At 37.0% G+C, this 24254-nt stretch carries 21 protein-coding genes; 2 read left to right on the top strand and 19 right to left on the bottom strand.

All coding sequences use genetic code 11. From position 1 onward, the window contains the following. The first annotated feature begins 123 nt into the window (after positions 1-123). Positions 124-1380 (top strand): acetylxylan esterase, encoded by a 1257-nt coding sequence (locus tag AAC073_RS14580; RefSeq protein ID WP_339924517.1) that lies wholly within the window; start codon positions 124-126, stop codon positions 1378-1380. Between the two features lie 112 nt (positions 1381-1492). Here the strand turns inward: AAC073_RS14580 and AAC073_RS14585 are convergent, their stop codons facing one another. The 11 genes from AAC073_RS14585 to AAC073_RS14635 all read right to left on the bottom strand — a co-directional run bounded on the left by AAC073_RS14585 (position 1493) and on the right by AAC073_RS14635 (position 15129). After that, positions 1493-2560 (bottom strand): NAD-dependent epimerase/dehydratase family protein, encoded by a 1068-nt coding sequence (locus AAC073_RS14585; RefSeq protein ID WP_339924518.1) that lies wholly within the window; start codon positions 2558-2560, stop codon positions 1493-1495. A 183-nt stretch (positions 2561-2743) separates the two neighbouring features. Then, complete coding sequence (locus AAC073_RS14590) at positions 2744-3406, bottom strand: epimerase (protein ID WP_339924519.1); 663 nt, start codon at positions 3404-3406, stop codon at positions 2744-2746. A 6-nt stretch (positions 3407-3412) separates the two neighbouring features. Next, positions 3413-4348 (bottom strand): helix-turn-helix domain-containing protein, encoded by a 936-nt coding sequence (locus AAC073_RS14595; protein ID WP_339924520.1) that lies wholly within the window; start codon positions 4346-4348, stop codon positions 3413-3415. A 135-nt stretch (positions 4349-4483) separates the two neighbouring features. Beyond that, on the bottom strand, positions 4484-5440 hold the full coding sequence (locus AAC073_RS14600; RefSeq protein WP_339924521.1) for a hypothetical protein: 957 nt from the start codon (positions 5438-5440) through the stop codon (positions 4484-4486). Positions 5441-5777: 337 nt separating this feature from the next. Continuing rightward, positions 5778-6128 (bottom strand): DUF4260 domain-containing protein, encoded by a 351-nt coding sequence (locus AAC073_RS14605; protein ID WP_339924522.1) that lies wholly within the window; start codon positions 6126-6128, stop codon positions 5778-5780. A 78-nt stretch (positions 6129-6206) separates the two neighbouring features. Continuing rightward, positions 6207-6785 carry a Crp/Fnr family transcriptional regulator gene (locus AAC073_RS14610; RefSeq protein ID WP_339924523.1) on the bottom strand — a complete coding sequence of 193 codons (579 nt, stop codon included), beginning with the start codon at positions 6783-6785 and terminating at the stop codon, positions 6207-6209. A gap of 283 nt (positions 6786-7068) precedes the next feature. Further along, positions 7069-8844, bottom strand: coding sequence for a SusD/RagB family nutrient-binding outer membrane lipoprotein (locus AAC073_RS14615; protein ID WP_339924524.1), 1776 nt, complete (start codon positions 8842-8844; stop codon positions 7069-7071). Between the two features lie 11 nt (positions 8845-8855). Further along, complete coding sequence (locus AAC073_RS14620) at positions 8856-11018, bottom strand: hypothetical protein (protein ID WP_339924525.1); 2163 nt, start codon at positions 11016-11018, stop codon at positions 8856-8858. Continuing rightward, positions 10994-12346 (bottom strand): TonB-dependent receptor plug domain-containing protein, encoded by a 1353-nt coding sequence (locus tag AAC073_RS14625; protein WP_339924526.1) that lies wholly within the window; start codon positions 12344-12346, stop codon positions 10994-10996. The genes AAC073_RS14620 and AAC073_RS14625 overlap by 25 nt, the downstream gene beginning before the upstream one ends. Positions 12347-13407: 1061 nt before the next feature. Further along, positions 13408-14319: a ThuA domain-containing protein gene (locus tag AAC073_RS14630; protein ID WP_339924527.1), complete on the bottom strand. Its 912-nt coding sequence runs from the start codon at positions 14317-14319 to the stop codon at positions 13408-13410. Between the two features lie 123 nt (positions 14320-14442). Continuing rightward, a complete protein-coding gene (locus AAC073_RS14635; RefSeq protein ID WP_339924528.1) occupies positions 14443-15129 on the bottom strand; it encodes an ERCC4 domain-containing protein in 687 nt (228 codons plus the stop codon). Positions 15130-15474: 345 nt separating this feature from the next. On the opposite strand from AAC073_RS14635, the gene AAC073_RS14640 reads away from it, so the two are divergent. Continuing rightward, positions 15475-16374 (top strand): neutral zinc metallopeptidase, encoded by a 900-nt coding sequence (locus AAC073_RS14640; RefSeq protein ID WP_339924529.1) that lies wholly within the window; start codon positions 15475-15477, stop codon positions 16372-16374. Between the two features lie 166 nt (positions 16375-16540). Here the strand turns inward: AAC073_RS14640 and AAC073_RS14645 are convergent, their stop codons facing one another. The 8 genes from AAC073_RS14645 to AAC073_RS14680 form a co-directional block, all read right to left on the bottom strand. Further along, positions 16541-18760: a TonB-dependent receptor gene (locus tag AAC073_RS14645; RefSeq protein WP_339924530.1), complete on the bottom strand. Its 2220-nt coding sequence runs from the start codon at positions 18758-18760 to the stop codon at positions 16541-16543. 507 nt (positions 18761-19267) lie between these two features. Beyond that, positions 19268-20224, bottom strand: a complete 957-nt coding sequence (rlmF, locus tag AAC073_RS14650) for a 23S rRNA (adenine(1618)-N(6))-methyltransferase RlmF (RefSeq protein ID WP_339924531.1) — start codon at positions 20222-20224, stop codon at positions 19268-19270. Positions 20225-20227: 3 nt separating this feature from the next. Next, complete coding sequence (locus AAC073_RS14655; protein ID WP_339924532.1) at positions 20228-20686, bottom strand: tRNA (cytidine(34)-2'-O)-methyltransferase; 459 nt, start codon at positions 20684-20686, stop codon at positions 20228-20230. Between the two features lie 182 nt (positions 20687-20868). After that, on the bottom strand, positions 20869-21258 hold the full coding sequence (locus tag AAC073_RS14660; RefSeq protein ID WP_339924533.1) for a hypothetical protein: 390 nt from the start codon (positions 21256-21258) through the stop codon (positions 20869-20871). After that, the gene (locus AAC073_RS14665) at positions 21259-21576 is read right to left on the bottom strand and encodes a peptidyl-tRNA hydrolase (protein WP_339924534.1); all 318 of its coding nucleotides are present in this window, start codon (positions 21574-21576) and stop codon (positions 21259-21261) included. 235 nt (positions 21577-21811) lie between these two features. Then, positions 21812-22258, bottom strand: coding sequence for a redoxin domain-containing protein (locus AAC073_RS14670; RefSeq protein ID WP_339924535.1), 447 nt, complete (start codon positions 22256-22258; stop codon positions 21812-21814). A gap of 5 nt (positions 22259-22263) precedes the next feature. Next, positions 22264-22860, bottom strand: coding sequence for a hypothetical protein (locus AAC073_RS14675; RefSeq protein ID WP_339924536.1), 597 nt, complete (start codon positions 22858-22860; stop codon positions 22264-22266). A gap of 109 nt (positions 22861-22969) precedes the next feature. Beyond that, positions 22970-24145 carry a sialidase family protein gene (locus AAC073_RS14680; protein WP_339924537.1) on the bottom strand — a complete coding sequence of 392 codons (1176 nt, stop codon included), beginning with the start codon at positions 24143-24145 and terminating at the stop codon, positions 22970-22972. Positions 24146-24254: the final 109 nt, after the last annotated feature.

The following is a 24254-nucleotide window of genomic DNA, read 5'->3' on the forward strand; positions in this document are numbered from 1 at the left end:
TTAAACTTTTTTAAGTGGTTACACTATTTGAAGTTTAGTTGATTTCCCTTTTCGAGCTCAATAAATTGATGCTTTAACAATGAAGAAACGTTTACCCAATCTATTTACTATAAAAATCATAAAATGAAAAAGTTGCTTGCCTTATTGTGCCTGTTAGGCATTCTTATTCCTGTTTATGGTCAGAAATTTGAACCAAATTATGAAGAAGATAGGGTTCCTGAGTATCAATTACCCAGTCTTTTAACCTTGGAAAGCGGAAAAGCAGTTACCAACAAAAGGCAATGGGCGAAAAGGAGGACAGAATTAGTTAAAATATTTGAAAATGAAATATATGGTAAATCACCAGAATGGGATGGCAAAATCACCAGAGAAATCCTATTGGAAAATAAGGATTATTTGCATGGAAAGGCCACTCGTCAAGTAGTTAGGCTTACCCTTGAAAGGGAAGGAAAATCCCTTTATTTAGATCTTTTAGTGTTCTATCCCAATTCTGAAAAGAAGGTACCTGCTTTTTTGGGACTTAATTTTTACGGCAATCATACCATTTCTTCTGACGATCAAGTGGCTGTTCCTGATACTTGGGTTAGAAACAATGAAATTATGGGAAGTGCAAATAATAAGCCTTCTGAAAAGGGGCGTGGTCTAAGAATTGACAATTGGCCCTATGAGGATATTTTGTCCAGAGGTTATGGTTTGGTAACCCTTTATTATGGTCAAATAGACCCGGACTATGCAGATGGATTTAAGGATGGTGTTCATGCTTTGTATCCAAGTGAAAAAAGAGAATCCAATTCATGGGCGAGTATTGCAGCTTGGGCTTGGGGCCTTTCTCGAGTAATGGATTATCTTGAAGAGGAAGATTGGGTTGATTTCAAGAAGGTGGCCGTATTGGGTCATAGCAGGTTAGGCAAAGCAGCTTTATGGGCAGGGGCAACCGATGAACGATTTGGTATGGTAATCTCAAATAATTCAGGTTGTGGGGGAGCAGCCTTATCTCGCAGGGCCTATGGAGAAACCATCGGTCGGATGATCAATGTGATTCCTTATTGGTTTTCTGATAGTTTTACGGTTTATGATGAGAAAGAAAATGAATTACCTGTAGATCAGCATCAGCTGCTAGCATTGATGGCACCTAGACCCTTGTATGTGGCCAGTGGGGTAGAAGATCAGTGGGCAGACCCAAGAGGTGAGTTTTTATCATGTGTTGCGGCTTCTCCAGCCTATGAACTATTGGGAAAAGAAGGCGTACCAGCAGAAGTGCTACCCCCTTTAAACCAACCTGTAATGGGAACTATAGGTTATCACATTCGTTCGGGAGGCCATGGATTGTTACGCTATGATTGGAAGCAATACCTTGATTTTGCGGACAAGCATTTCTGACCCATCGAATGATTTAAGAGAAACAGACTATTATATTATCCATTTTTCCGAAACAAAAAGGAGGCCATTTAGCCTCCTTTTTGTTTCTTATTAATTTGTAGAAAAAGCCAGACTACTTGGCTTTGAAAATGCCTTCATCTATCATGACTTGAAAAGAGTCTTCCATCGTTTTTTTCAATGGTATGAATTTGATACCCAATTCCCTTTTAATTTTAGAATTATCTGACTGAAAAGGTATATTTACATTGTTCTTAATATACTTTCGTGTAAACAGTTTATTGGCCATTGGCCCAATCAGCATTAATAACCACTTAGGCATTGCTCGTTTGGGCAGAGGATACTTGTCCCCGTACTTCGGCAGAAGAACAGCACTCATTTCAAGAAGGTCTGTGTCATGTGCGGATGTAATGTATCGCCCTTTCGCTTCAGGCGTAAAACCTGCTATAAAATGTGCTTCAGCTACATCACGGACATCAACTACGCCAATTCCCATTTTAGGAGCACCCATTTTGAGTTCTCCGCCACCTATCATCTTAAGAATATTTATACTTTCTGAGGTGTTGTAAGAGGCATTTAATGCAGGTCCTAAAACCAAGGACATATTGATGGTCACTAAATCCCATTGACTTTGGGACTTTTCAATTTCCCAAGCCTTTTTTTCTGCTAATGTTTTTGAATAGGAGTAAGGTTGGTAGTCTATGGAGGCGGTGGTATTCCAAATCTGTTCAGTAATCTTGCCTCCAGGTGCATTTACGGTGTCAACTGCATCGGTATAAATGGCTGCACAACTGCTCGTCACTACTACGCGCAATACTGAGCTTACATCATTTGCTGTATTCAAAACATTTGCAGTACCATTTACTGCAGGATCTATTAATTCCGATTGCGGATCTTTTACATCCATTGTAAACGGAGAAGCGGTATGGTAAACCAAGGCACAACCTTCCATGGCTTCTTTGTAGGATCCAGGCTTTAATAAATCACCTGCAAAAAATTTGATTGTTCCTTTTGAATTGGCTGCAGCAGCTTTCAAGTGGCTTAATTTCTTATCGTCCTTTGGGTTGCGAACAGCAGCGTGAACGGTCATTCCTTCGTCCAAAAGTTTTTTCACCAACCAACTGGCCACATATCCATTGGCTCCTGTAACCAATACTGGTTTAGATTTATCTATTGTTGTCATAATTGATCTGTTATAATTCTGATATTCAAATGTGCCATAAAAGATTTGGCGGAATTAAAATCAAATTCCGAAGGAATAACACTCTTTAAAGATTTTACCTAATTTATATCATTCATAAATCGAATACGCTATAAGGATTTCTATCGGGTCTTTTGGATTTAACTACTAAAGCCCTTGATAGGTTTATTTATTTGATAATTGCTTAATTTGGTAAGGTTCTAATATTTTTTTTCCTTTAGGATTTTTGTTGATTAATAGCATGGCTTTTCCTAAATCGCTACTTCCAATTGTGCTTTTCATTATTTTAAATAACGGAAAAACAGGACGTAGTAACACATACAATGTATTGTACCAACCCGTTTTTGATTTTACTCCTTTCTCTGGTAAAATAATTCCAGGCCTAAAAGCATATGCATTCTTAAAGCCTAGATTCAGGAGGTAATTTTCCGTTTTTCCTTTAATTCGGGCCCACATGGAATTCCCCTTTTCAGAGCTATCCGTACCTACTCCAGAAACATAGATTACTGTCATTGCTGGGGTGCTTTCGAATAGTGTATCAAATAGAATTTTACTGTAGCCGAAAGTCATTTTTTCATAGGTCTTTTCTCTAAGCCCAACTGCGGATACACCCATGCAGTGAAAGCAGGCATCATATCCAGTGAATTCTTTGGCATGGGTTGGGATTAGATCAAAGTCTGCTACCAGCAATTCTTTTATTTTGGGATGTTTTAGCTTTATTGGGCTACGGTTGATGAGTAAGACTTCTTTAACTAATGGATCATCAAGACATTCTATTAATACTGCGTGGCCCACCATTCCTGAAGAACCTGTAAGAATAATTTTCATAGTGAATTAGTTTAACAAGGTCTTGTTTCTGTAATCATAGGGCGTCATTCCTGTTTTAGATTTAAACATCCGACTGAAATAGTGAGGGTAATTGAAACCTAGTTTATAGGCAATACCACTAATAGTATCTGAATCACTTAAAAGTAGCATTTTGGCCTTTTCTACAATAAAAAGATTGATATGCTCTTTGGTGCCAAGGCCTGTTTCTTTTTTTAACAAATCGCTAAGGTAATGTGTCGAAAGGTGAATGGATTCAGCAAAATAATCAGCCGATGGCGTTCCCTTTTCTATAAATAACCCTTTTTTATAATAAGCTTTTAACAATGCCTCAAATTGACTTACCACATCTATATTGTGGGCTGACCTGGTATTGAATTGTCTTTCATAATACCTCAAACTGTAGTTCAACAATAACTCCAAAGTACTTACAATTACCCTTTGGCTGTGATTATCAATTCGCTCTGCTATTTCATTTTGTATCAGGTTCACACATTCGTTAAGGGTGTTTTGTTCCCCATCAGATAAGTGAAGGGCCTCATACACTTCATAGGAGAAAAAGGCATAATTATCCATGCGCTTACCCAAGTCTGTATTTCGAATGAGATCCGGATGAAAAAAGATCATCCATCCATGAATTTCATTTAGTTGCTGCGTTTTTTGAGTGGATGTAACTTGGTTGGGTGCGGTAAAAATTAAAACTCCTTCATTGAAATCAAAGGAATTTCGACCGTAATCCATAGCACAACTGGCATCTTTTAAAGCTATAGAGTATAAGTCTGTGACACATTTTTTACCAATCCATTCATCCCTTATTTCCCATTGGCTTACATCAATGATGCTGATTAGCGGGTGAGAAGGCTTAGGAAAGCCAAAAATTTCATGTAGCTCACCAATTGATTTTATGTGGAATATTTTTTCTTGCATCATCAATTTATTTACCATCAAATTTCATCTAATATTCCTGAAATCAATAACACAAAATGCGGAAAGGCTAACACATAGAAAATTTGCTTTAAGGTTAATGTGTTACCTGATTAATTAAAATAAAAATTTTTTCCTTTTTTGATTTCTATAGTTTTAACCTGGTAGTAGTTGTTCCAATAGTTTTTCTCGTTTCACCAAGTAGGAGAATTGCTTCTCCTCATTCACTACTGCAATAAATTTATGAGCTGAAATCAGCGCCATTTTTACTTGTTTTTCAATATTTTTGGAGGTCTGATTGGTGGGGTTGATGTTTTCCGTTACCAATATTTCGTCAAGTGAGGTTTCTAAGCTTTCGGCATTCAGCCAACTTGTGTGTTCTTTTGTATAGTTTGGGTTCATGGGATCTGAAGGTAAATCTACCCATTCTATTTCTTCTTCAGGGATAGGAGGGTTTTCAGGAGGGGACTGAATTTTTTTAAGAAAATTTTCTAATAAAGTTATGCTGGATCTTGAGCTATTGGGATCGTAGCTAAATCCTAACCTTCCTTTATGATTAACAATTTTGGCACCCTGATCTAATATTATTGAATAAGCGTCCGAATAAGCCTTTTCAAACCATGGGAATTGATTGGCTAATGCCCACCTTACTTTTTGCGGTTCCGCCCAGCCAATGAATTTTTTTCTAGTATCTTTTGTCGATTCTAAAAATACAATCCCTTTTATTCCTTTCCTGTTTTCAAAAATAATGGACATAATGTACAATCGAGAAGACAACCATTCTTTTCCCCTTCCTAGGTTAATGATGACATAGTCTACCTCACCGGTAGTCTCAAGAATGGTACTAAAATTACCGGCCGTACTGTCATTTACATTTGCAGCCTCTGCTTTTTGTCTCAAGTCTAATGCTCCCTGAGCCACCCAATTAGGAGAGAATGCCTCTGCTTTTGCTAACTCTAAAGAAATTCCTGCAAATGATAGTCCGGTCAAGCGGCCTGAGAGGCTTTTGATTAATGCAGGAATTTCTTTACGAAAAAGGATAAAGACAATTAATAAAACCAAAGGGTAAAGTATGGCACTTGCCAATGCGGCAATATCTAAACTAATATTCATGATTTTAAATGTTAATTTTTTTTCCAAATAAAGAAGCTGATTTCCCGCAGCTCATTTGGCCATTGGTAATTATTTGCCAATAAGTCCTGCAATTCTCTTGAACCTATTAAATAGAGGAAAGAGAATGCAATTAAGGCTTAGATATAGTAGTTGGTTTTATTTTGATGTGCTAGGCAAGTTTGGTTTTTGCTACATCAAATTGCTATTAATAAAAATAGGTAAAAAAATCGAAATGTACTTGCTGGCAGGCTTTTATGTTGATTTAGCAGGGAAGAATTCAGGTCAATTTTACCTGAAGTTCAATTTTTTCTTATTAAAAATATTTGTCGACTACCTTTTACTTTGCTATCTCCTCCAAATGTGTATGTTTAAAACTGTCAGTAAACTTTAGCCCATAGCCAAAAATTCTATCCATGGCTGAGTGGGCAAATAAAATGATACCTGCCAAGGTTAGGAGGGAAGTATCAAAACTTATTCCTAAAGCGAAAAATACAATGCCTGTTAATTTATGGTGAAAAAAATTATACAGCCAAGCACCAATTTTTGGATTGGCCACATAACCAAGCATGGATAAATCAGGCAATAATAGTAATGCCGGGAAAATCCACCAAGCATGATCCAATTGATTGAATAAGAGTATGGCAAGTAAAAACTGGCCTATTTCTTCAAGTTTTAAAAGCGTTTTCATTTCCTTAGTATTGTTTTAATGAGTGATTTAAACCACTACAAATTTCAATAATTCTAAGTTAGTGCCACTTGACTTAAATCAAGAATTTTCACTTTTGCGTTTTCGTATCCTACTTAAGGTTTCAGCAGACATGCCCAACACTGAAGCAATGTATTGCAAGGGGACTTGGTTAAATAATTCTTGGTTCTGAATGTAATACAAGTCATAACGCTCTTCAGCAGTCATGGAAATATGCGAGAAAACCCTGTCTTCAAGCATGGCAAAGCACTTGACAATGAAACGTTTTTCTACCGTATTCCATTTAGGTAAGGATTCACATAACTTCAGATAGTTTGCTTTGTTGATGGTCAACAAACTTACATCTGACAATGCTTGGATGTTCCATCGGTTTGGTTGATGATAAAAGAAACCCATAACTTCTGTTATAAGTTGGTTTTCATGAGATATCCATTGGGTGATTTCTTTTCCATCAGCCAAGGTATAAATTCTAAAAACCCCTGATTTAATAATGCTTAAACGGTCACAGACTTTACCCGAAAGGGTGTAAAAGTCATTTCTTTTAAGTTTTTCTTCGTAAAAATAGGATTGAACTATTTCCAATTCTTCATGGGAAAGTTCTCCAAAATAAGCTTGTATGAGTTGATTAAAGGCTTTCACTAGGGGTTGGTGTAAAATTGAGATAAGGAACCATAATTCATAAGAAACCTAGGTTTGATAAATTGATCAATTTTTTTTTATAAATGGCTGAAAATTATCGTATATACTAAACTTTTCAAATTAATAATGGCATCAGGTTCTTTCTTCAATAGAGGATCTTCAATTTGTAAATATCCCAATTAACAAAAACGTAACAAGTATAATAATTCTAAAGGTAGTAAAGTAAAAAAGGTAGAAGGATTTTCCTTCTACCTTTAATCTTACGGTGTATTTTTTTAAGTCTTTAGTTTCCGCCACTTCCTATAGTAGGATTGTTTTTATCCCACCAAATCCTTTGTTCATTGAGCGCAGCTGGAGATATGTCTTGAGGATTTATAAATCCCTGTTCTGAATTTGCCCTTAACCAATTTTCTCTATTTAAATCTCCTGGTTCCGGTGTTGGGATCCTTCTGGGGAATTTAAGTTCATTATTGTCTACAGGAGTTCTGGCAAGAATTGAGGAACCGAATTTGGGATACCCTGTCCTTTTCGATAGTGCCCAGCCTTCCTCTGGTAACCTGTAGAAATTCAAAAATGCTTGTATATATACTTTTTCTAGGTCATTGGTTCCATTAAATTCCACCTTTGACTCGTTCAAATAGCCATCGGTCTCTGAATTACTAACAGGTAGGTAATTGTATGTTTTATTTCCCACGATCAGAGCGAGATTTTGCACTTCTCCTAACATATTATACGTACCAATAGAAGCCTTAATGCCATTTTCATACCATTCCTCCGCATTGCCAGTTGTGTAGCCTTTTAGTATAAATTCAGACATCATAAAACAAACCTCAGCATAAGAAATAAATACGTCAACATATTTGCCATCTAACCGGGGACCTCCATAATTTGCATCCACATTCTGAAGCAATCTTTGGTGGTATTTGGAAATCATATTGGCATTTATTCCCGCTACAAGGGAGTTATCAGCGTAATTGTAATCCATTTGACCTATAGTTGGATCCTGCCTGTACGGGGGAACTCCAATATACCTATAGCCTAAAATCTGTTCCCCTTCGCTCGTGGTATAAAGTACTTTGGTGTCGTTTTCAGTATCTACTGCAGGAGGTATTGGAGTATTTGTAGCTTCATAGATATCCAATGTCTCCTCATGGTAGCCATTCACCTGATAGAAGATTCTTAACCTTGGATCAAGGGTTTCTTTCATGAATTCAATGGTGGGTTTAGGCGCCCACATGGTGCCTTTCCATTCAAAGTCAGCTCCTCCAGTGCCTCTCCATTCCTCAATTTGAGAAATGTCATAAATAAACTGATCGCTTTCGCTAGTAAAGCTTCCTTCACCAGTCACAACTGAAGCAATTATAGATCTGGTTCTACTTTCATCCTGACTTTCGAATCGAGTGGCAATTCTCAATTTGACTGCATTGGCGCATTTTATCCATTTATCCCAATCCGCTCCATAATAGAAATCTAAGCCAGCGAAATCAAATTCTACTTCAAGATTTTCACTTAATACACTTATTGCGTTATCCAGTTCGGACAATAGTGTATTTAAAATTTGCTCCTGAGTATCATAATCAGGATTCGTCAAACCTTCAGCTCTTCCTAAACTTGCCTCTGTATAAGGAATTCTTCCATATTGGTCGGTAATCTTAAGCGCAAAATAAGCTTGCAAAATATCAGAAACTGCCACCATTTTTTTACGGATTTTCTGCTCTTCCTCAGGCATCATGCTCACTTGTCTTCTAAATTCAGAAAGATGGTTTATAATGGATCCGTAAAATGTTCCATACCTAGAGCCATCTAAGAGGTTATCAACACCACCGGCATTTGATTCCCCCTGTACAAGATATTGTGCCCAGGTCATCGTTTGATGGTTTTCATGGTACCACTCAGCACCTTTGTAAGTTCCCATCTCTTTCATTGCATAAGTAAGCAGGTATTCACTAGGTGGCACCGCTACGTTAGGATCTTGATTGATTTCCTGATAATCGTTTGTACAACTCACAAAAATCACAAATGTGAGCAGCGTTATAATTATACTTTTATATCTTTTCATCTTCTTCAAAATTAAAAGTTTGCCTTTATACCGAGTGTCATCGAAGTAATGTATGGAGCCGAATTCATTTGTAAAGGGTTGGCTGCTAAATTATTACTTATGGTAGGGTTGATATTATCGGGCATGGAGTTGTAAATAAATGGGAGATCCCTGGCAGTCAAAATGAGGGATGCATTTTGCATTCTTAATCTGTTAGACAGGTCAGAAGGCAATTGATAGGTCAGTGAGACTTCTCTTAAAGCAACCCATTTTTGTGTATACACACCGGTTATGGGGGTACCTGTACTGGCAGATGTCCATCTATAAATGTACCCAGACCAATGGGTAGGCTCGACTAAACCTTGGGCATAAGCATCTTCGTAAGTCATTCCACCCACATCTACTGATGTCCTGTTATCTGCTTGACCACTCGTGATTGTTGTTTCATCTGGAAACACTCCATGGGGTATGTACCCGTCCTCATATTCCTTACCATAAATATTCTGACCTTGCCCGTCACTGGTCCATACAATCCCACCTTGAGAGGCATCCCTGTTGGGCAATGAACTCTCAATAACGCCCTGGTGTAACCCATAGCGGGCATCAGCTGAATAAATTTCACCTCCCCAACGGACGTCAAATAGCACACCCAAACTAAGTCCCTTGTATCTAAAATTTGAGTTAACTCCTCCAAACCAATCAGATTGCATATTTCCCATGACATGAAGAGAATCAAGGTTTTGGATGCCTATGGGATAAGCTATTGACCATCCGTTTCTGGGACTCAAAATAGGAATGCCATTATTAGGATGGTCAATATTATTCCCACCTGCATCAGTGGCCTGGTAAGGTTTGTATCCTTTACGCGTAACCAAGTCTCCATAAACGCCACCTGCATAAGCATAAGAGGCAGTTGCAGCATTGGCATCCGCAGGATCTCCATACAAATTAAACTCTGTTACTCCAGGAACAAGCTCGAGGATCTTATCTTTGTTTCTGGTCCAGTTAAAACCTAGGTTCCAAGACATATCCTGTCGATCAATGATCGCAACATCTACTAGAATTTCAATACCCTGGTTTTGGATATTCCCTCCATTTAAAAGAATTGAACCGATTCCGCTTTCATTGGGTACGCTTAAAGGTATAATTTGGTCTATTGTATTGTCCTTGTAAAAATTGAAATCAAAATTGACCAGTCCATCAAACAATAAAGCATTGAAACCCAATTCTATAGATTTCTTTTTTTCAGGCCTTATATTGGGTGAAACGGCAGTTGAATTTTCAAATCTATACATGGGGATATTACTAGACCCTATTCCTGCAGGTACAAACCCAGTAGAAATTCTAAATGGATCTGTATCATTTCCTACTTCAGCATAGGATGCTCTCAACCTGAGTGAGGAGATGGCTGATGGTAAAGTTAAATCCTCACTATGTACCCATGACAAACTTTCAGAATGGTAAAAATAGGAGGGGTCACCTGATCCGTCAGGATATACCAAAGCTGAGGACCAGTCGTTTCTTGCAGTTACATTTAAAAAAACACTATTTTTGAATGATGCCGTAGCATATCCATAAAATGAGTTTATCCTTTTTTCATAACTTGTTCCGCCAGATACATTTGGGTTTAGTCTGGAATTTAGAATATTATAAAAATCCCTCACAACAAAACCGCCACTCGTTCCTACACTCGTTCCAATTGACTTTGTATTCCAAGAATTTGCCCCACCTATTATATTCAAGCTGAGGTCTGGATTTAAATCAGTATTGTACATAAGTTTAGCATCAAAAGTTGATTGAAACTTCTCCCCGTTACTTAGAGAATAGCTACCATTGAGCCGGTCAGCACTTGTAGCAATGCCTCTAGATTCTGTGGATAGGGTGAATTGGTTAATATTACCCTCTAAAGAAAAACTCAGGATATCCATTATCTTATAGTCAATATTGGCTTTTGCTACCAGTGAACCTTCCGTTCTACCGGAGTAATTATGGTTCATGCTCATCCATTTGGCACTGTAATGGGTGTAGTAGTAATTGCCATTTCCTGTAGGATAGGGCACTCCACCATCCACATCTTTATAATTATTTCTCCATTTATCTACATTGTAATTTCTAGGGAACCCGGTATGGAACCAATCCGAATTTGCACCAGGATTTACTGGGTTTTCCGCTAGTGAGCGGGTGTAATGAAACAATGCATTAACGTCAAGCGATTTTCAATTAACTCCTGAGTTCCTTTAACGCTCAATGATTTCCTATCAAAGTTGTTTCTTGGTATAACCCCTTTTTCAGTGAAATTAGAAAAGGATACCCTGAAGGAATTGTTTTCTCCAGCGCCATCTAAGGAGATGTTGGTATTGCTAATCATTCCTGTATTAAAAGTTTTTCTGTAATTATCCGGTTGTGCTACCCATTGGGCTCGACTCCCATCATAATCAATGTATTCTTGTCCTTCAAATTTGGGTCCCCAACTTGCAGCATGTTCTTCATACTGATTGTATTGTAAAGAAGGAAGGTCTGTTGTAATATCATAAAAAGGAAATTGCCTCGTATCGTGTTTGTCTTCCCGGGGGTAAGTATTAGGGCCATTTGTATTAAAGGTAAACCATCCTGCGGTTTGCCCCTGACCATATTGATCCTGAAAATCAACTTGATCTGAAATAAAACGAGTGCCTAATGTTTGATTAAAACTTACGCCAATTCCTCTCTTTTTTTTGCCTGATTTTGTTGTTATGATAACAACGCCATTAATTGCCCGTGAACCATACAGTGCAGATGCAGCAGCACCTTTCAGAATAGTGACAGATTCAAAATCATCAGGATTTAGGTTTTTCAATTGATTGCCCCAATCGGCCCCACCTGTTCCACTAACGTCATTGTCCATGATAACATTATCGACGACAAATATCGGTTGTGTATTTTGGCCAAAAGTTGAATTACCTCTTATTGTAATTCTAGATCCACCAAACGTTCCTCCAGAAGTTGTACTTATTTGTACTCCTGCAGTTTTCCCCTGTAAGGTACTGACTGGATTTACCAAGGTGGCCTGCGCCAAGTCTTCCCCTTTTATCGTAGAAACGGCATAACCTATTGTTTTGTCTTCTCTTTCGATTCCCATGGCAGTAACCACCACCCCTTCGAGAGATTTGATATCGGGTTCCATTGAAACATTGATAACGGATTTATTCAATACGGATATTTCTTGTTTTTCATAACCAAGAAATGTAAATATTAAAACACCGGCATTGTTAACAACATTAATTTTATACGACCCATTTAATTCTGTAATGGTCCCATTGGAGGTTCCTTCAATAAGGATACTTACTCCGGGTAGTCCATTTCCATTTTCATCGGTAACTACACCCGATATCATATTTACATCCTGAAAATCCATCTCGGATGCAATTCCATGATTTGATCTTGCTTCTCCCGTCAAAGGCCCCGATGACAAAATGCTTATTAAAATAAGGCATGTTGAGAATCGTGATAAAAAGGTCTTTAATTTTGTATAAAGTGTTTTCATAAAATTAAAGTTTACGTGAATATTTTTTATTAATATATAAAAAACATGCTATATTTAATATTTTAAATCATAAAAATATATACTTATTGTTTTGCTGATTAATGGCTTATAACTTTTGTTCATTAGTTAAAAATTGATTTTTTATATGCAAATGATGTCCATCCTCAAACAATATTGAATATTTGATTTTGGTTTATTTTGGGTCGTTATGGTTTAGTTCTTCTGTTTCAATGGGAAAGTGGTACCCACTTCAGGTTCAAGCTGTTCATCAGATTGGAGTGGTGGATAGATTTTCCTTTGTTCGGATTAAAGGGGGTATGATGTACCTACCAAGCCTTCACATTTAATTGGTGAGAATCTTATGTGTTTAACCCTAAAAATGCAAAAGAAAATCTATTAGGTGCTGATCCGCCCTGGCGGACAAATCAGCCACTTCGTTGCTATGCTAAAATCTCCAGAAATCTTGATTTTCCTGAGAGTAAAGCACTTTCCCTAAACACAGAAATAGGTTTTAAGAATCCTATGACATAATTCTGGTTTAAACAATTAATAGTGCTCAAAAGGAAATAAAAGCGGCCATTCATTTAATAAGAAAAGCCCTTTCTATTGATAGAAAGGGCTTCTGTAATCATTTGCATTTTGAAAAAATACATGCCCAAAGTTATCAAGTGTTTTACTTTATGATACGTTAGGGCTGCTTTTATGTATGTTTTTAATTCAGTTTCTGGTACTTTTTGATCGAGTTGAAAATGAAGGCACGTTTCCCTTCAAAGTCAAATGTGACTTCAATAACGCTCCTAAAGATAGATCCCAATCTGCTGGTACTTATAAAATACATGGCTTATTGGTTTGGAGTTTTTATTTCCAATCCATTCTTAGGGTACTGCCATTATCAGTCCGAAAATTTGATTCTCCCTACTTTGAGATTTCCTCAGATTGGATATCGTTGTCTAAATAACCAATTTCCGAAGTTAAAGCATTTTAGCTTTCACTAAACCTGGATAATTGGCGAAAACCTTATTCACTTTGGGGGCTTTTGTCAGTTTCACATTGTATTTCATTTAGCTGCCCATTGGGCTGTCATCACAATGGAGGTCGCCTACAACATACTGCATGCCATCCAGAAAAAATTGAAGCAACTCCGCGTTCATACTTTGTGGGTTGTGTGAAGGAGAACTGTAAAATACCCTGCCTTTTCCATGACGTTTGATCCAAGATACATAAATGATGTTGTTCTCGACCTCATTTTTTACCCCTTCCAACTTATCTGCTTCAATGTACAAAAGTGGTTTGAAATTATAATCAAAATAAGCGTTTTTGAAGAAATAGGGTTCATCAATATGGGTAAAACCTTCGCCATTAAAAGCCTGTACTAAAGGATGCTCAGGGTTAACCTCTTTTAAATGCATTTCTTGTTGTTTGGGGTGGTAGTCAAAACTTCCACCGACCATTTCGCTGAATTTAATAGAATTGTTTTGTACGGTGATCGCACCGTGCATTATCATTAGCCCCCCACCTTTAGCCACATATTCCATCAGATTATTTTCATACTGCGCGGCAAGTTTAGTAATGGTATTGGTATCAAGGCTAGAGTTTTGCTCCAAGAGATCAGAGAAAAGATCACGTTTTGGTCCTGATGGATTGGAATTATTTAATATTACAGCATCATATTTTTTTAAATTCTTTTTGTCGAAACTGTCGATATCTCGAGCGATGGTAATTTCAAAGGCACCCGACTTTTTTGCCAAAATCTTTAGCATTTCGTCATTGTGTGGTATAGTCCAATGGTAAAATCCTGTGTGTTGTGAAAAAACCATGATTTTTTTCACTGTGGCCTTAACTCTTGCTGAAGAGGGAGCCAAAGATTCAATTTCCTCAAGCCAGTTTTCGCTTACAGGAAATTTTTCGATGCTTTGGGCAAAAATGCTTTTTGCAAAAAGAATGATAATTAAGGTGAAAACAGATTTTTTCATTGTAAATAACTATTTAATGTATTGTTTGTCTTTTTATTAATTTGTGCCTTTAAAGTTAAGGGAATTTGTGGACTAAAACCTATGCTGTCCTTTGTTAAAAAAAGATTGTTCTTTAAATCATGTTTAATTTTTTTTGTTTAAAACATCCCTTAGCTGATCAACAGTCTTTTTCCCAAACCCTGGCAATTTCAGAAAATCTGCATCTTCCGCTGTAAACACTGCGTGAAGATTTCCAAATTTCTTTAACAATCTTTCAGCCCTGTCGGTGCCTATTCCTGGAAAACCTTCAAGTATGTGAATTCTTTGGGCAAGTAAAGGGTTACTTTTCTTTTTAAATACAGAGGTTCTTGGATTAAACATAAAATTTTTTACCCTGTATTTGGTTAGTTGTATGTAGCATTTCAACATTAGCCTAACTGTCTCATGGAAATTTTTTGTCTTAAGTATTGGAAGTCTGAAAGCTAAAGAAATAGAGAGCTGTATGCTCTGAATGGCCTGGGGTGAAAAATCAGTTTTCTTAAATTGCTGATTCTTTCCCTCCAAAATAAGGCAAGCTGGCACCTGACAATTGGTTAAGTTTTTCACCTGCTTAAATAATCGCCCGTCCTTTATGGATTGGCAAAAATCAGGAATGGTTTTCCTTTCCACCAAAAAATCCCGATCAAAAAGGTAATCGCCTGTCATCAGGCGTTGACGACTGATGATCATGTTTCCTATTTTCTGGAACTCACCTTCCAGGGTTGCTGGTTCCCTATCATCAATAGTGACTTGTAAAGGGAAATAGTAGGAAGACTTAATCAATTTTGACATGAGGAATCTAAAAATTCAACCATAATTTACAAATTATATGTGTTGGTTCTGATTAAGAGCGTGTTTTTTCTTGGTTCCTTATGTATTGATTTGGCCTGTATTTAATCATTTTGTATTGATCCATCTTCAGAGAGAGTACCATTAATGTTCAATAGGAACTCGTTTTAAGGAGACAAGCATTATTTTTTTAGTTTTATGTATAAACTAGTTGATAAGCTGAGCCTAAAAATTAAATTCCTGCAGTTGGTAATAAAACTTTTCTTTATTCCTATATTTCTGAACTATGGCAAAAAATAATATTTGAGCTATAACTTGATTAATTTTCACCACTTAAGTACCCTAATTATGAAATGGCAAGGTAGACGTCAAAGTTCAAATGTGGATGACCGTAGAGGCCAGTCTGGTCCCAGCAGAGGATTTGGTGGCTTTAGTTCTTTGCTGATGGGTCCCTTGATCAAAATACTTTTCTCAAAGGTGGGGTTGGTCATTGCAGGTCTATTTATTGTTGTTTCCTTTATTACTGGTAACAATCCCTTGACTTTACTCAGCGGTTTAATTTCTGGAAACAGTGGCCAGCAAGTTACCGCCCCTGCTTATCAAGGTACTGACAAGGAGAATGAACTGGCAGAATTCAGTGCGACAATCCTAGCGAGTACAGAAGATGTATGGAATGGAATTTTGGAAAATTACCGTGAGCCTACTCTTGTATTGTTTACAGGGTCAGTTTCTTCGGCTTGCGGTTCTGCCTCTAGTGCTACAGGTCCATTTTATTGCCCAGGAGACGAAAAACTGTACATTGACCTCAGTTTTTTCGATGACATGGAACGCAAATTAAATGCCCCAGGAGATTTTGCGCAGGCCTATGTCATTGCACATGAAGTTGGTCACCATGTTCAGAAATTAATGGGAACAACGGACAAAGTGCACAAGCTGAGAGGACAAGTTAGCGAGACGGAATACAATAAATACTCTGTAATGTTGGAATTACAGGCTGATTTTTTTGCTGGTGTTTGGGCAAATCGTTCTGAAAGTAGAATGCGTATGATGGAAGCAGGGGACCTTGAAGAAGCTTTAAATGCAGCAAATGCCATTGGGGATGACCGATTGCAAAAGCAATCCTCGGGTAGGGTAGTACCTGATTCTTTTACCCATGGAACATCAGAACAGAGGGTAAGGTGGTTTAAAAAGGGTTTTGAAACGGGAGATGTTTCATTGGGAGACACTTTTAATGCAAATTCACTTTAAGAAAAGCTACCAAGTTTTAATTTGCAGGAATTCCAGTAGATTTCGCACCAGAACCCAAATTTTTAGCTAAGCCTCCCTAAACGAAAAGTTTTTGTAAGTATAGTTGCACTCCTTTTTTGCAACTATACTTACAAAATCTAAACAAAAAAGTGTTTTGAAATAGGGGTTAAAATTTATATTCAATACTACCCTTAATAAAAAAGGGAGTCCCTGGAGTTAAGTGAATTTCTTCTACGGGAATAGGTTCATTTTGCAACCTTGATTCTGTAGCAAATTGGGTCTCATTCCATTCAGTGTTCAGTAGGTTTTGAACTTGTATTCCAAAGTTCAATTTTTTCCACTTATAGCCAATGTTCACATCTACCACTGTATATCCCTCAGCAACAATTGAGTTGTCTTCATTGGCAGGTCTGTCTTTGATATGACGCACATTCGCCCCAGCATAAATACCTGATTTATGAATGGCATTCAAGCCGCTTTCTAAAATGAAATCAGGAGCCAAAGGGATATAATTTTCCCCAGTTTCTTCTTCTATCGCCCTTGCATGTGTGTAGTTGGTGTCGAAATTCCAGAAAAGCCATTTTAATGGTTGATAGCGGAGACTTAAATCAATTCCTTGTCTTCGGGTTTTTCCACTTGGCTCCACAATGCCAGCATCTCCTACATATACAAATTCTTGTTCTAAGAATAAATACCAGTAAGCAGAATTTACAAGTAATTTGGGAACAGGTTTCCAAACAAAGCCTGCATCCAATCCATAGGCTGCAGGAAGGGTTTCCTTACCGTTTTGTGTAAGAATAACTCGGGTGTCATTGGAATGAAAACCTTTTCCCCCCTTTAAATACACTTGAAGATTTTGAGTGTAATCATACAATATATTCAACTTAGGGCTTACTATCGTTTTTGATGAAGCTTGGGTTTGGTAATTAACCTGCATAGCATCATTGTATTGAAAATCAAAATAATCAACCCGAATGGAAGGGTTGAAAGTCCATTTTTTATAATAAAAGTTAGTGTTTAAATAAGTGCCAAAATTGGTCTCATTAATATCTCCCAACTGAATGTTTGAAAGGGTCTGTCTTCTATTTAACGTATGAGACAGTTCATTGCCATTGCTCTGGTCATTTCTAAGCGTAAGACCAGCCTGAACGGTAGTTTCAACTTTATTTATGGAAAATGTGCGAAAATACTCACTATTTAATCCATAAATATCTCGGTTTTCTTTTTGTTTGATCTGATCACCATTTGCCTCGTCTTCAAGGAAAAAAGTAAAATTGGAGTAAAGTTCAAAGTCATAATGACTGTAAAACACAGTGCTTTTTATATAGGATTGTTCGTCTATAAATTTCTCGTAATTGATCAAAACATTGGTTCTGCTTGTATTGCCACCTTCTGTGTCGTCAATGGCGCCGAAGCGACTAATCAATCCCAAGTCAATTGCCCTTTGTGGAACCTGTCCAGAGGCATCCCATTTACTTGATAGTTGCGAAATGGTAATTCCTAATTTATCCATGGGGGTGATATTCCCTGTATACTTTCCAAATAAGTTAATTCTATTGAAGTTTTGAGGGCTTTCAAAAGGGCCATCTGTACTGAGGTATTCAGTGGCGATGTAGGCGTCATGCTTTTCATTGTTTGTTAAATCAAACATACCCAATAAACGGTTGGTGCTAAATTGACCCTTCTCCATTTTTATAGAACTGTTATCCAGGTTGCGTTTGGTTTTGAAATTAACATACCCTGCTGTGGCAAAATTTCCCTTGTCGGCATAGTAGGGTCCTTTGCCGAAATCAATTTTGTCTACAGTCTCTGGAATAACGAAGTGCAAGTCTGCATAGCCTTGGCCATGCGCATGTGAGACCATATTGACTGGCAAGCCATCCACTGTAATGCCAATGTCAGTTCCATGATCAATGTCAAAGCCCCTTAAAAAAATTTGCTCCGCTTTACCCCCGCCAGCATGTTGTCCAATAAAAAGTCCTGGAACCTGTCTTAGAATATCCTGGGAGGAATTTACAGGATTGGTTTGTAAGTCTATGGCCGTGATAAGGTTTAAGGCATTTGTCTTTGGTGATATAACTACCCCTTCCAGAGAGATGGATTTCTCCTCCAAAAGAATCGTTAAAGGAGAAGATAAATTATAAATGATGGTATTGTTTAATTCATATCCCAAGTGAGACAATTTAAGAGTATCCCCAGCAGTGATGTTTTGAAGATTGAATTGGCCTTTTTCATCGCTATGGGTGTGCATTTTGGTAGACAAGTTTAATACCTGAGCATCGGAAATGGGCTCTTTTTTGCTGTTTATGACGGTTCCTTGTATGACTTGTCCAAAAAGATGGGTTTGTATTAAGAGGAAAAAAAAGGCAATAAAAATTCGATTCATTTGATAGAATTTATTTTAGTTTTTGAAACAGAGAATTAAACAATGAATGGGCTTGTATTTCGATTGGTGAACTTGATTAATATAAGTACCTAATACTAAAATAAAGCGGAACGGGCCATGGCTTTTTTTCTTTATCCGTAATGATTATTTGGTGAAACAAAGATAAGCGCATTCCTTTCTTTTTCGTGATTTGTAACTAAAATTACTTTATGTTTTAAGCTGCTCTTTGCAAAATGATTTCGGAATACAGGAAATGGCATTGATTTCGAATGAAATAGGTATTAGATATCTTATTGGCTATTTCGTTGAATAACTGAATACCTCTTCGACCTGGACCTGGATTTTAAGGCTTAATAAAATAGGTGATATGTGGGGGAGTAGTTGGTAATGTAATTTGAAAATTTTGAATCAAGAGTAGGGATTCATGATTTCAGCTACCCCATATCAAATTAATGGATGGTATAAACAAAGTGGCTGGTCTTATACATGGCTATTTAAAATTAAGATTTACCATCTCTTTTTTATCCATGCTTGTTTTTCTTCCTCTGTAAGGAATGTCCATGCTACTATTCGGCTTGATTTATTATTTGTTCCTAATGGGATCATTTTTACCTGATTCGCACCAACCTGTTCTAGTAATTTGTAAATCCTTTTAAGATTTGACTCCTTAGAGACCAATGTCGAAAACCAGAAGCAGTTTTTAGAAAACTTTTTGCTTTCACTAATCATTTTCTGAATAAACCTGGCTTCTCCACCATCAAATATAAGCTCATGGCTTAAACCTGAAAAATTGAGTGTAGGTGTTTTTACATTTTTGCCCGATAGATTCTTAATCTTTCTCCGCGTTCCTTTTTGGGCTTCTTCTATCGATGAATGAAAGGGAGGGTTACTTATTGTTAAATCGATTCTATCGTTGAGATTAATGATGCCTTTAAAAATGAACTTAGGTTCTTTTTGTAAACGGCACTCAATTTTGCCTTTTAATGATGAATTTGCTTGTACAATTTGCTGGGCCGATGCAATTGATTTAGGATCAACATCAGACCCGATAAAGCGCCAACCGTAACTGGTTACCCCAATAATTGGATAAATGCAACTTGCCCCAACGCCGATATCAAGACAAGTGAATTTGTTTCCAGTGGGTATGGTGTTAGCATTGTTTTCAGCCAATATATCGGCAATATAATGGAGGTAATCTGCTCTTCCTGGTATAGGAGGGCATAAATTTTCTGTTGGAAATTCCCAGTGCTTTATACCGTAATAGTGATGGAGTATTGCTCGGTTTAAAAGTCTAACAGCAATAGGATCAGTGAAATCAATAGAAGGTTCTCCAGATTTGCTGGGTCTTATGTGATTTCCCAATGCTGGGATAGCAACTGACAAAGCACTCAAATCATATTTTTCTCGGTTTTTGTTACGTGAATGTAGCCTTTCTTTCTCTCGCTTTGGTTTATCTGAAGCCATGCCTTATTGCGTTTTTATGTTTCTTATACCTTCATATACAACAATAGCTACTGCGTTTGCCAAGTTTAAACTTCGAATATGAGGACTATAAATTGGGATATTGTATACTAAATCAAGGTTTTTTGCTACTATATTCTCAGGCAAACCGGTCGATTCTTTGCCGAATACAAGAAACATATCCTCTTGATAATCAATGGAACAGTAATCTTGGGTTCCATGACTTGAGAAATAAGCAAATTGTTTGCCTTTGTTTTTTGCGTAGAAATCGTCAATACTTTCATAAATAAAAAGTGAGATGTGCTTCCAGTAATCTAGTCCGGCTCTTTTTAATCGTTTATCACTTAGTTCGAATCCAAAGGGTTTTACGAGGTGCAATGTTGACCCCGAACCTAAACTTAGCCGACCAATATTCCCCGTATTCGTAGGGATTTCGGGTTCAATTAATACAATATTCAATCCCATTATTCTTTATACAATTTTAAAATTAGGGTGCCAATGACTTTCAAATTTTTACCTAATTTAGGTAGCAACCACGCTCAATTAACTTTATCCTTCAAAAGTAGGGCTATCGAATCTATAAAACGTTTAAAATGATAAAAAAATAAGGCAGCTATAAAAATGTAAATCAGTATTCACAAGCTTGGTTAAATGTTTAACCGTTCCAGAATTTGCACTATTTCAACTACTTGGTTTACTTCTAAATTCAAAGGGTTATCCCCTTGGTGTTTAAGCACTATGCCATTACCTAACTTACTTCTTTCAATGGTCAATTCCGAGGAATCAATTCCCCAACTGAAGGCATTTTTATTTTCTACGAACAATTGTTTTATATAGGGTATTTTTTTGTAGTTCTTATCCTCCCATAGGTGCTGACAAAGCATTGTCAATAGTTGAATGAGGTCTTGGGTATCGGTAGGAGCCAAAAAGCAATGATCCCCATTTTCATAATTGAATTGCAAGCTTATCCTGTCTTCATTTCTAAAAATAAGGATATTTCCTGTCTTAAGGAGCAGATTAAAAAATTGATTTTCCATTTATTCAATTCCTTGTGGCGTCCACATTTTCAAAAACTTGAATTTTTTGGGATATTCTTCTCTTGGGCAAAAAGCCAGACAAACCTCCTTGTTTCCTAGACTGGATTCTGTTAGCAAGATATTTTCGGTTTCACTTTTAAGGTTGTTAAACGAAGCTTCATTTACCAGACAAACCACTTTTTTAAAAACCCCGCCGATCCATTGCTTCATTTGCTCATTTTCCTCGAATTTTTTATAACATGCCAAGGAGGCATGAGCAGTAATCACTGGGATTAACTTATCTGGAATATTGTCTTTTACGACGATATACATTTTCATAAATCGAGATAGCTAAGGTGTAAATAAGTTGAAACTTATATAAAAGATTTATTAACTAAATATTGTTTTGTGAATTTACTTCAATTTAAGAATTGTTTGAAGCTTGTCAATAATCCATTCATTGTATTTAAAAAATAGAGTTGAATAGTTAACCAGATCCTTTAAGTTTTGATAGATGTTTTAAATAAATTTAAAAGGCGATAAAGAAATGGTCTAAAAGTTTAAACCTCATTAATTATTCTGCTTTAAGCTGCTCTATTGCATAAAACAAACGATTCTGTGCCCCTTCTTGAGATCCGAATATAGTACGGTTTAATTTGCCGTCTCTTGTGATTAAAACCCATTCTGGGGTGCCGGATGAATCAAATTGATCATAAACAGCCCTTCCATTGTCTAAATAAATGGGGAAGGGAAGCTTATCAATTGTAAAAATACTTTTTATATCGCTTTCAGTTACTAGGCTTGCATTGAAGCTAGCATGAATGCCGACAACTTGTAGCTCCTCATTTTCTTTTTGCAACTCGTAGGCCAGTGGTATCGCTCTACCAGTACAACCCAAACATTGGTTGTTATAGATAAGGAGCAAAAGTGGTTTGCCTTTGTATTCTTTCAGGAGATCAATAGATTTGTTACTGAAATCTCTGACGAAAATTGATTCAACTAAGTCATTTTCACTTATCATGGCCTTTAAGTTTCATTTCTTTTACTTTTCAGGTAATTTTTTGTTTTTTCTGGCAAATCTTTAGTACTGTATTCAAAGTCAGTATTCCATTCAAATTCGAAGATCGTAAAACCATCAAAACATTCGGTAGGGATCATGTCAAATGCTTTCAATACCATTAAGAACCGATCGATACCGCCATATGGGAAGTTATCTGCCACATATTCAATGAGCCCACTTTTATTATCTTGATTTTCAAGTTTAGTAAAGAACACTTCAAATCCGAATTCTATATAATTGAATATAGCCAAGGTTTCCTGAATTCCAAGAGTCCCTAATTTATCATTGTCCACTACCAGGTAACATTCTAAAAATTCATTGACATAGTCTGGAATTAATTTTTGGTACCTTTTAACGGCTGGGTCTTCATCAAAAAAATCATCTAGTTTTTTCAGTGCTTCATTTACTTCCTCTTCATTAGTCACTTTTTCCCAATCAATAACAGGAGACTCTTCTTCCTCGAACTTAAAACCGGGTTGCCTTACAGTTTCCATATGGGCATATAGCTTTTGAAAATCTTTAAATTTTGTAGGGTCTTGTATATCGAATTTGATGTATAGCATTGGTTTGATGTTTTAAATTTTAACCTTGATTATGAGGCAGGGTAAGTAGTAGTTTGACTCAATTTTTGATCAATAAGGAAAGCCCAGATTACCCACTTTTATTTTAAGGTTATTGAGAAGTTATCATTTCGAGAGGAATAATAGCCATTTCCGCACTGTTGTTGTTCCATGAAGATCTGCCTTCACTAATGGGTCGGCCAACTTTGCCGCCGCTGTTGGAATAGCCAACGTAAAGCTTTCCTTGGTATTCCACTGCATGAGGATATGCCAATGCAGCTTTTGGGTGTGATTCTCCTGGTCCTTCTGGAAAGACAGCGTGTCGAATTACAAACATTTTAGAAAACACCAATTCTCCTGGTCGACTGAGGGCAATAGTAAGGACATTTCTTGATTTATTGACTCCTTTGTAACTAGCACCGATTAAATAATACTCGCCAGTACTTAATTGACCTGAATACGGTTTCGATGTTGTCATTGGTAAATTACTGGATCTAAGTTCCGACCAAGTACTGCCATAATCCTCGCTTTTAGAAGCTAGAGCGATCGATTCCTTTCCCCAGCGAGCCACATTTATAATATTTGGGCCATCAATCATGATGGTGCTTTCTCCCCAAACGCTTTTTGTTTTCATAGGGATAACAACTACATCCCATTTTGTGAAATTATCCCCTTGACTAATCGCTACCGCTGGCGGATTGTTGCCACTGCCAGTTTCATTTACTTGGAAGCCTGACATTATCCAATTGCCATCCTCCATTTTTTCAGGAGCGGCAAGTGGCCAAAAGTTATTTCTTGCGACTATTCCTTTATCCTCCCAGTTGTCCGTATCTTCATTTAACAGGTAAGCCCGAACACGAAGATTTTCCATGATGCCATCATATTCTCCCATAAATGCCCACAATTTGTCTTTATAGGATAGGAATTCTCCATGACTAACAGCTACTTTTCCGCCTCCCCCTATTTTTTTTACTGGTCCCCAGGTGTTACCTTCATCTTCACTGACACGGTAATTGGCTTCTTCTGTTACGGTGTTTTCACCATTTTTATTGTGTCCAAAGGAAGCGTAGAGTTTGTCCTTGTGCCAGATTAATGCCACTCCGTGTAAAAACCTGTAACCATCTTTTTCAAATTCAAATGGTTTTATTACAGAAAATTCAAGGTTTTCAACTATAGGAATATCCTTTAGTTCAGGTAATTTTTGATTGGAATCCCATAATGGGAAAAGATCCTGGGCAGACAATGGCAAGGCACATAAGACCGCAACCAATAATAGTAAACTTTTCATTTAGATAAATTTCTGATGCTAATGCTAAAAATATTTTAGGCAGGTACAGATTTCGAAACCCCAAAATTGCGTGTGCACGGTCTCGACTTTTGACAAGTCCTAAATTAAT

Source organism: uncultured Cyclobacterium sp. (assembly GCF_963977555.1).
GTDB lineage: Bacteria > Bacteroidota > Bacteroidia > Cytophagales > Cyclobacteriaceae > Cyclobacterium.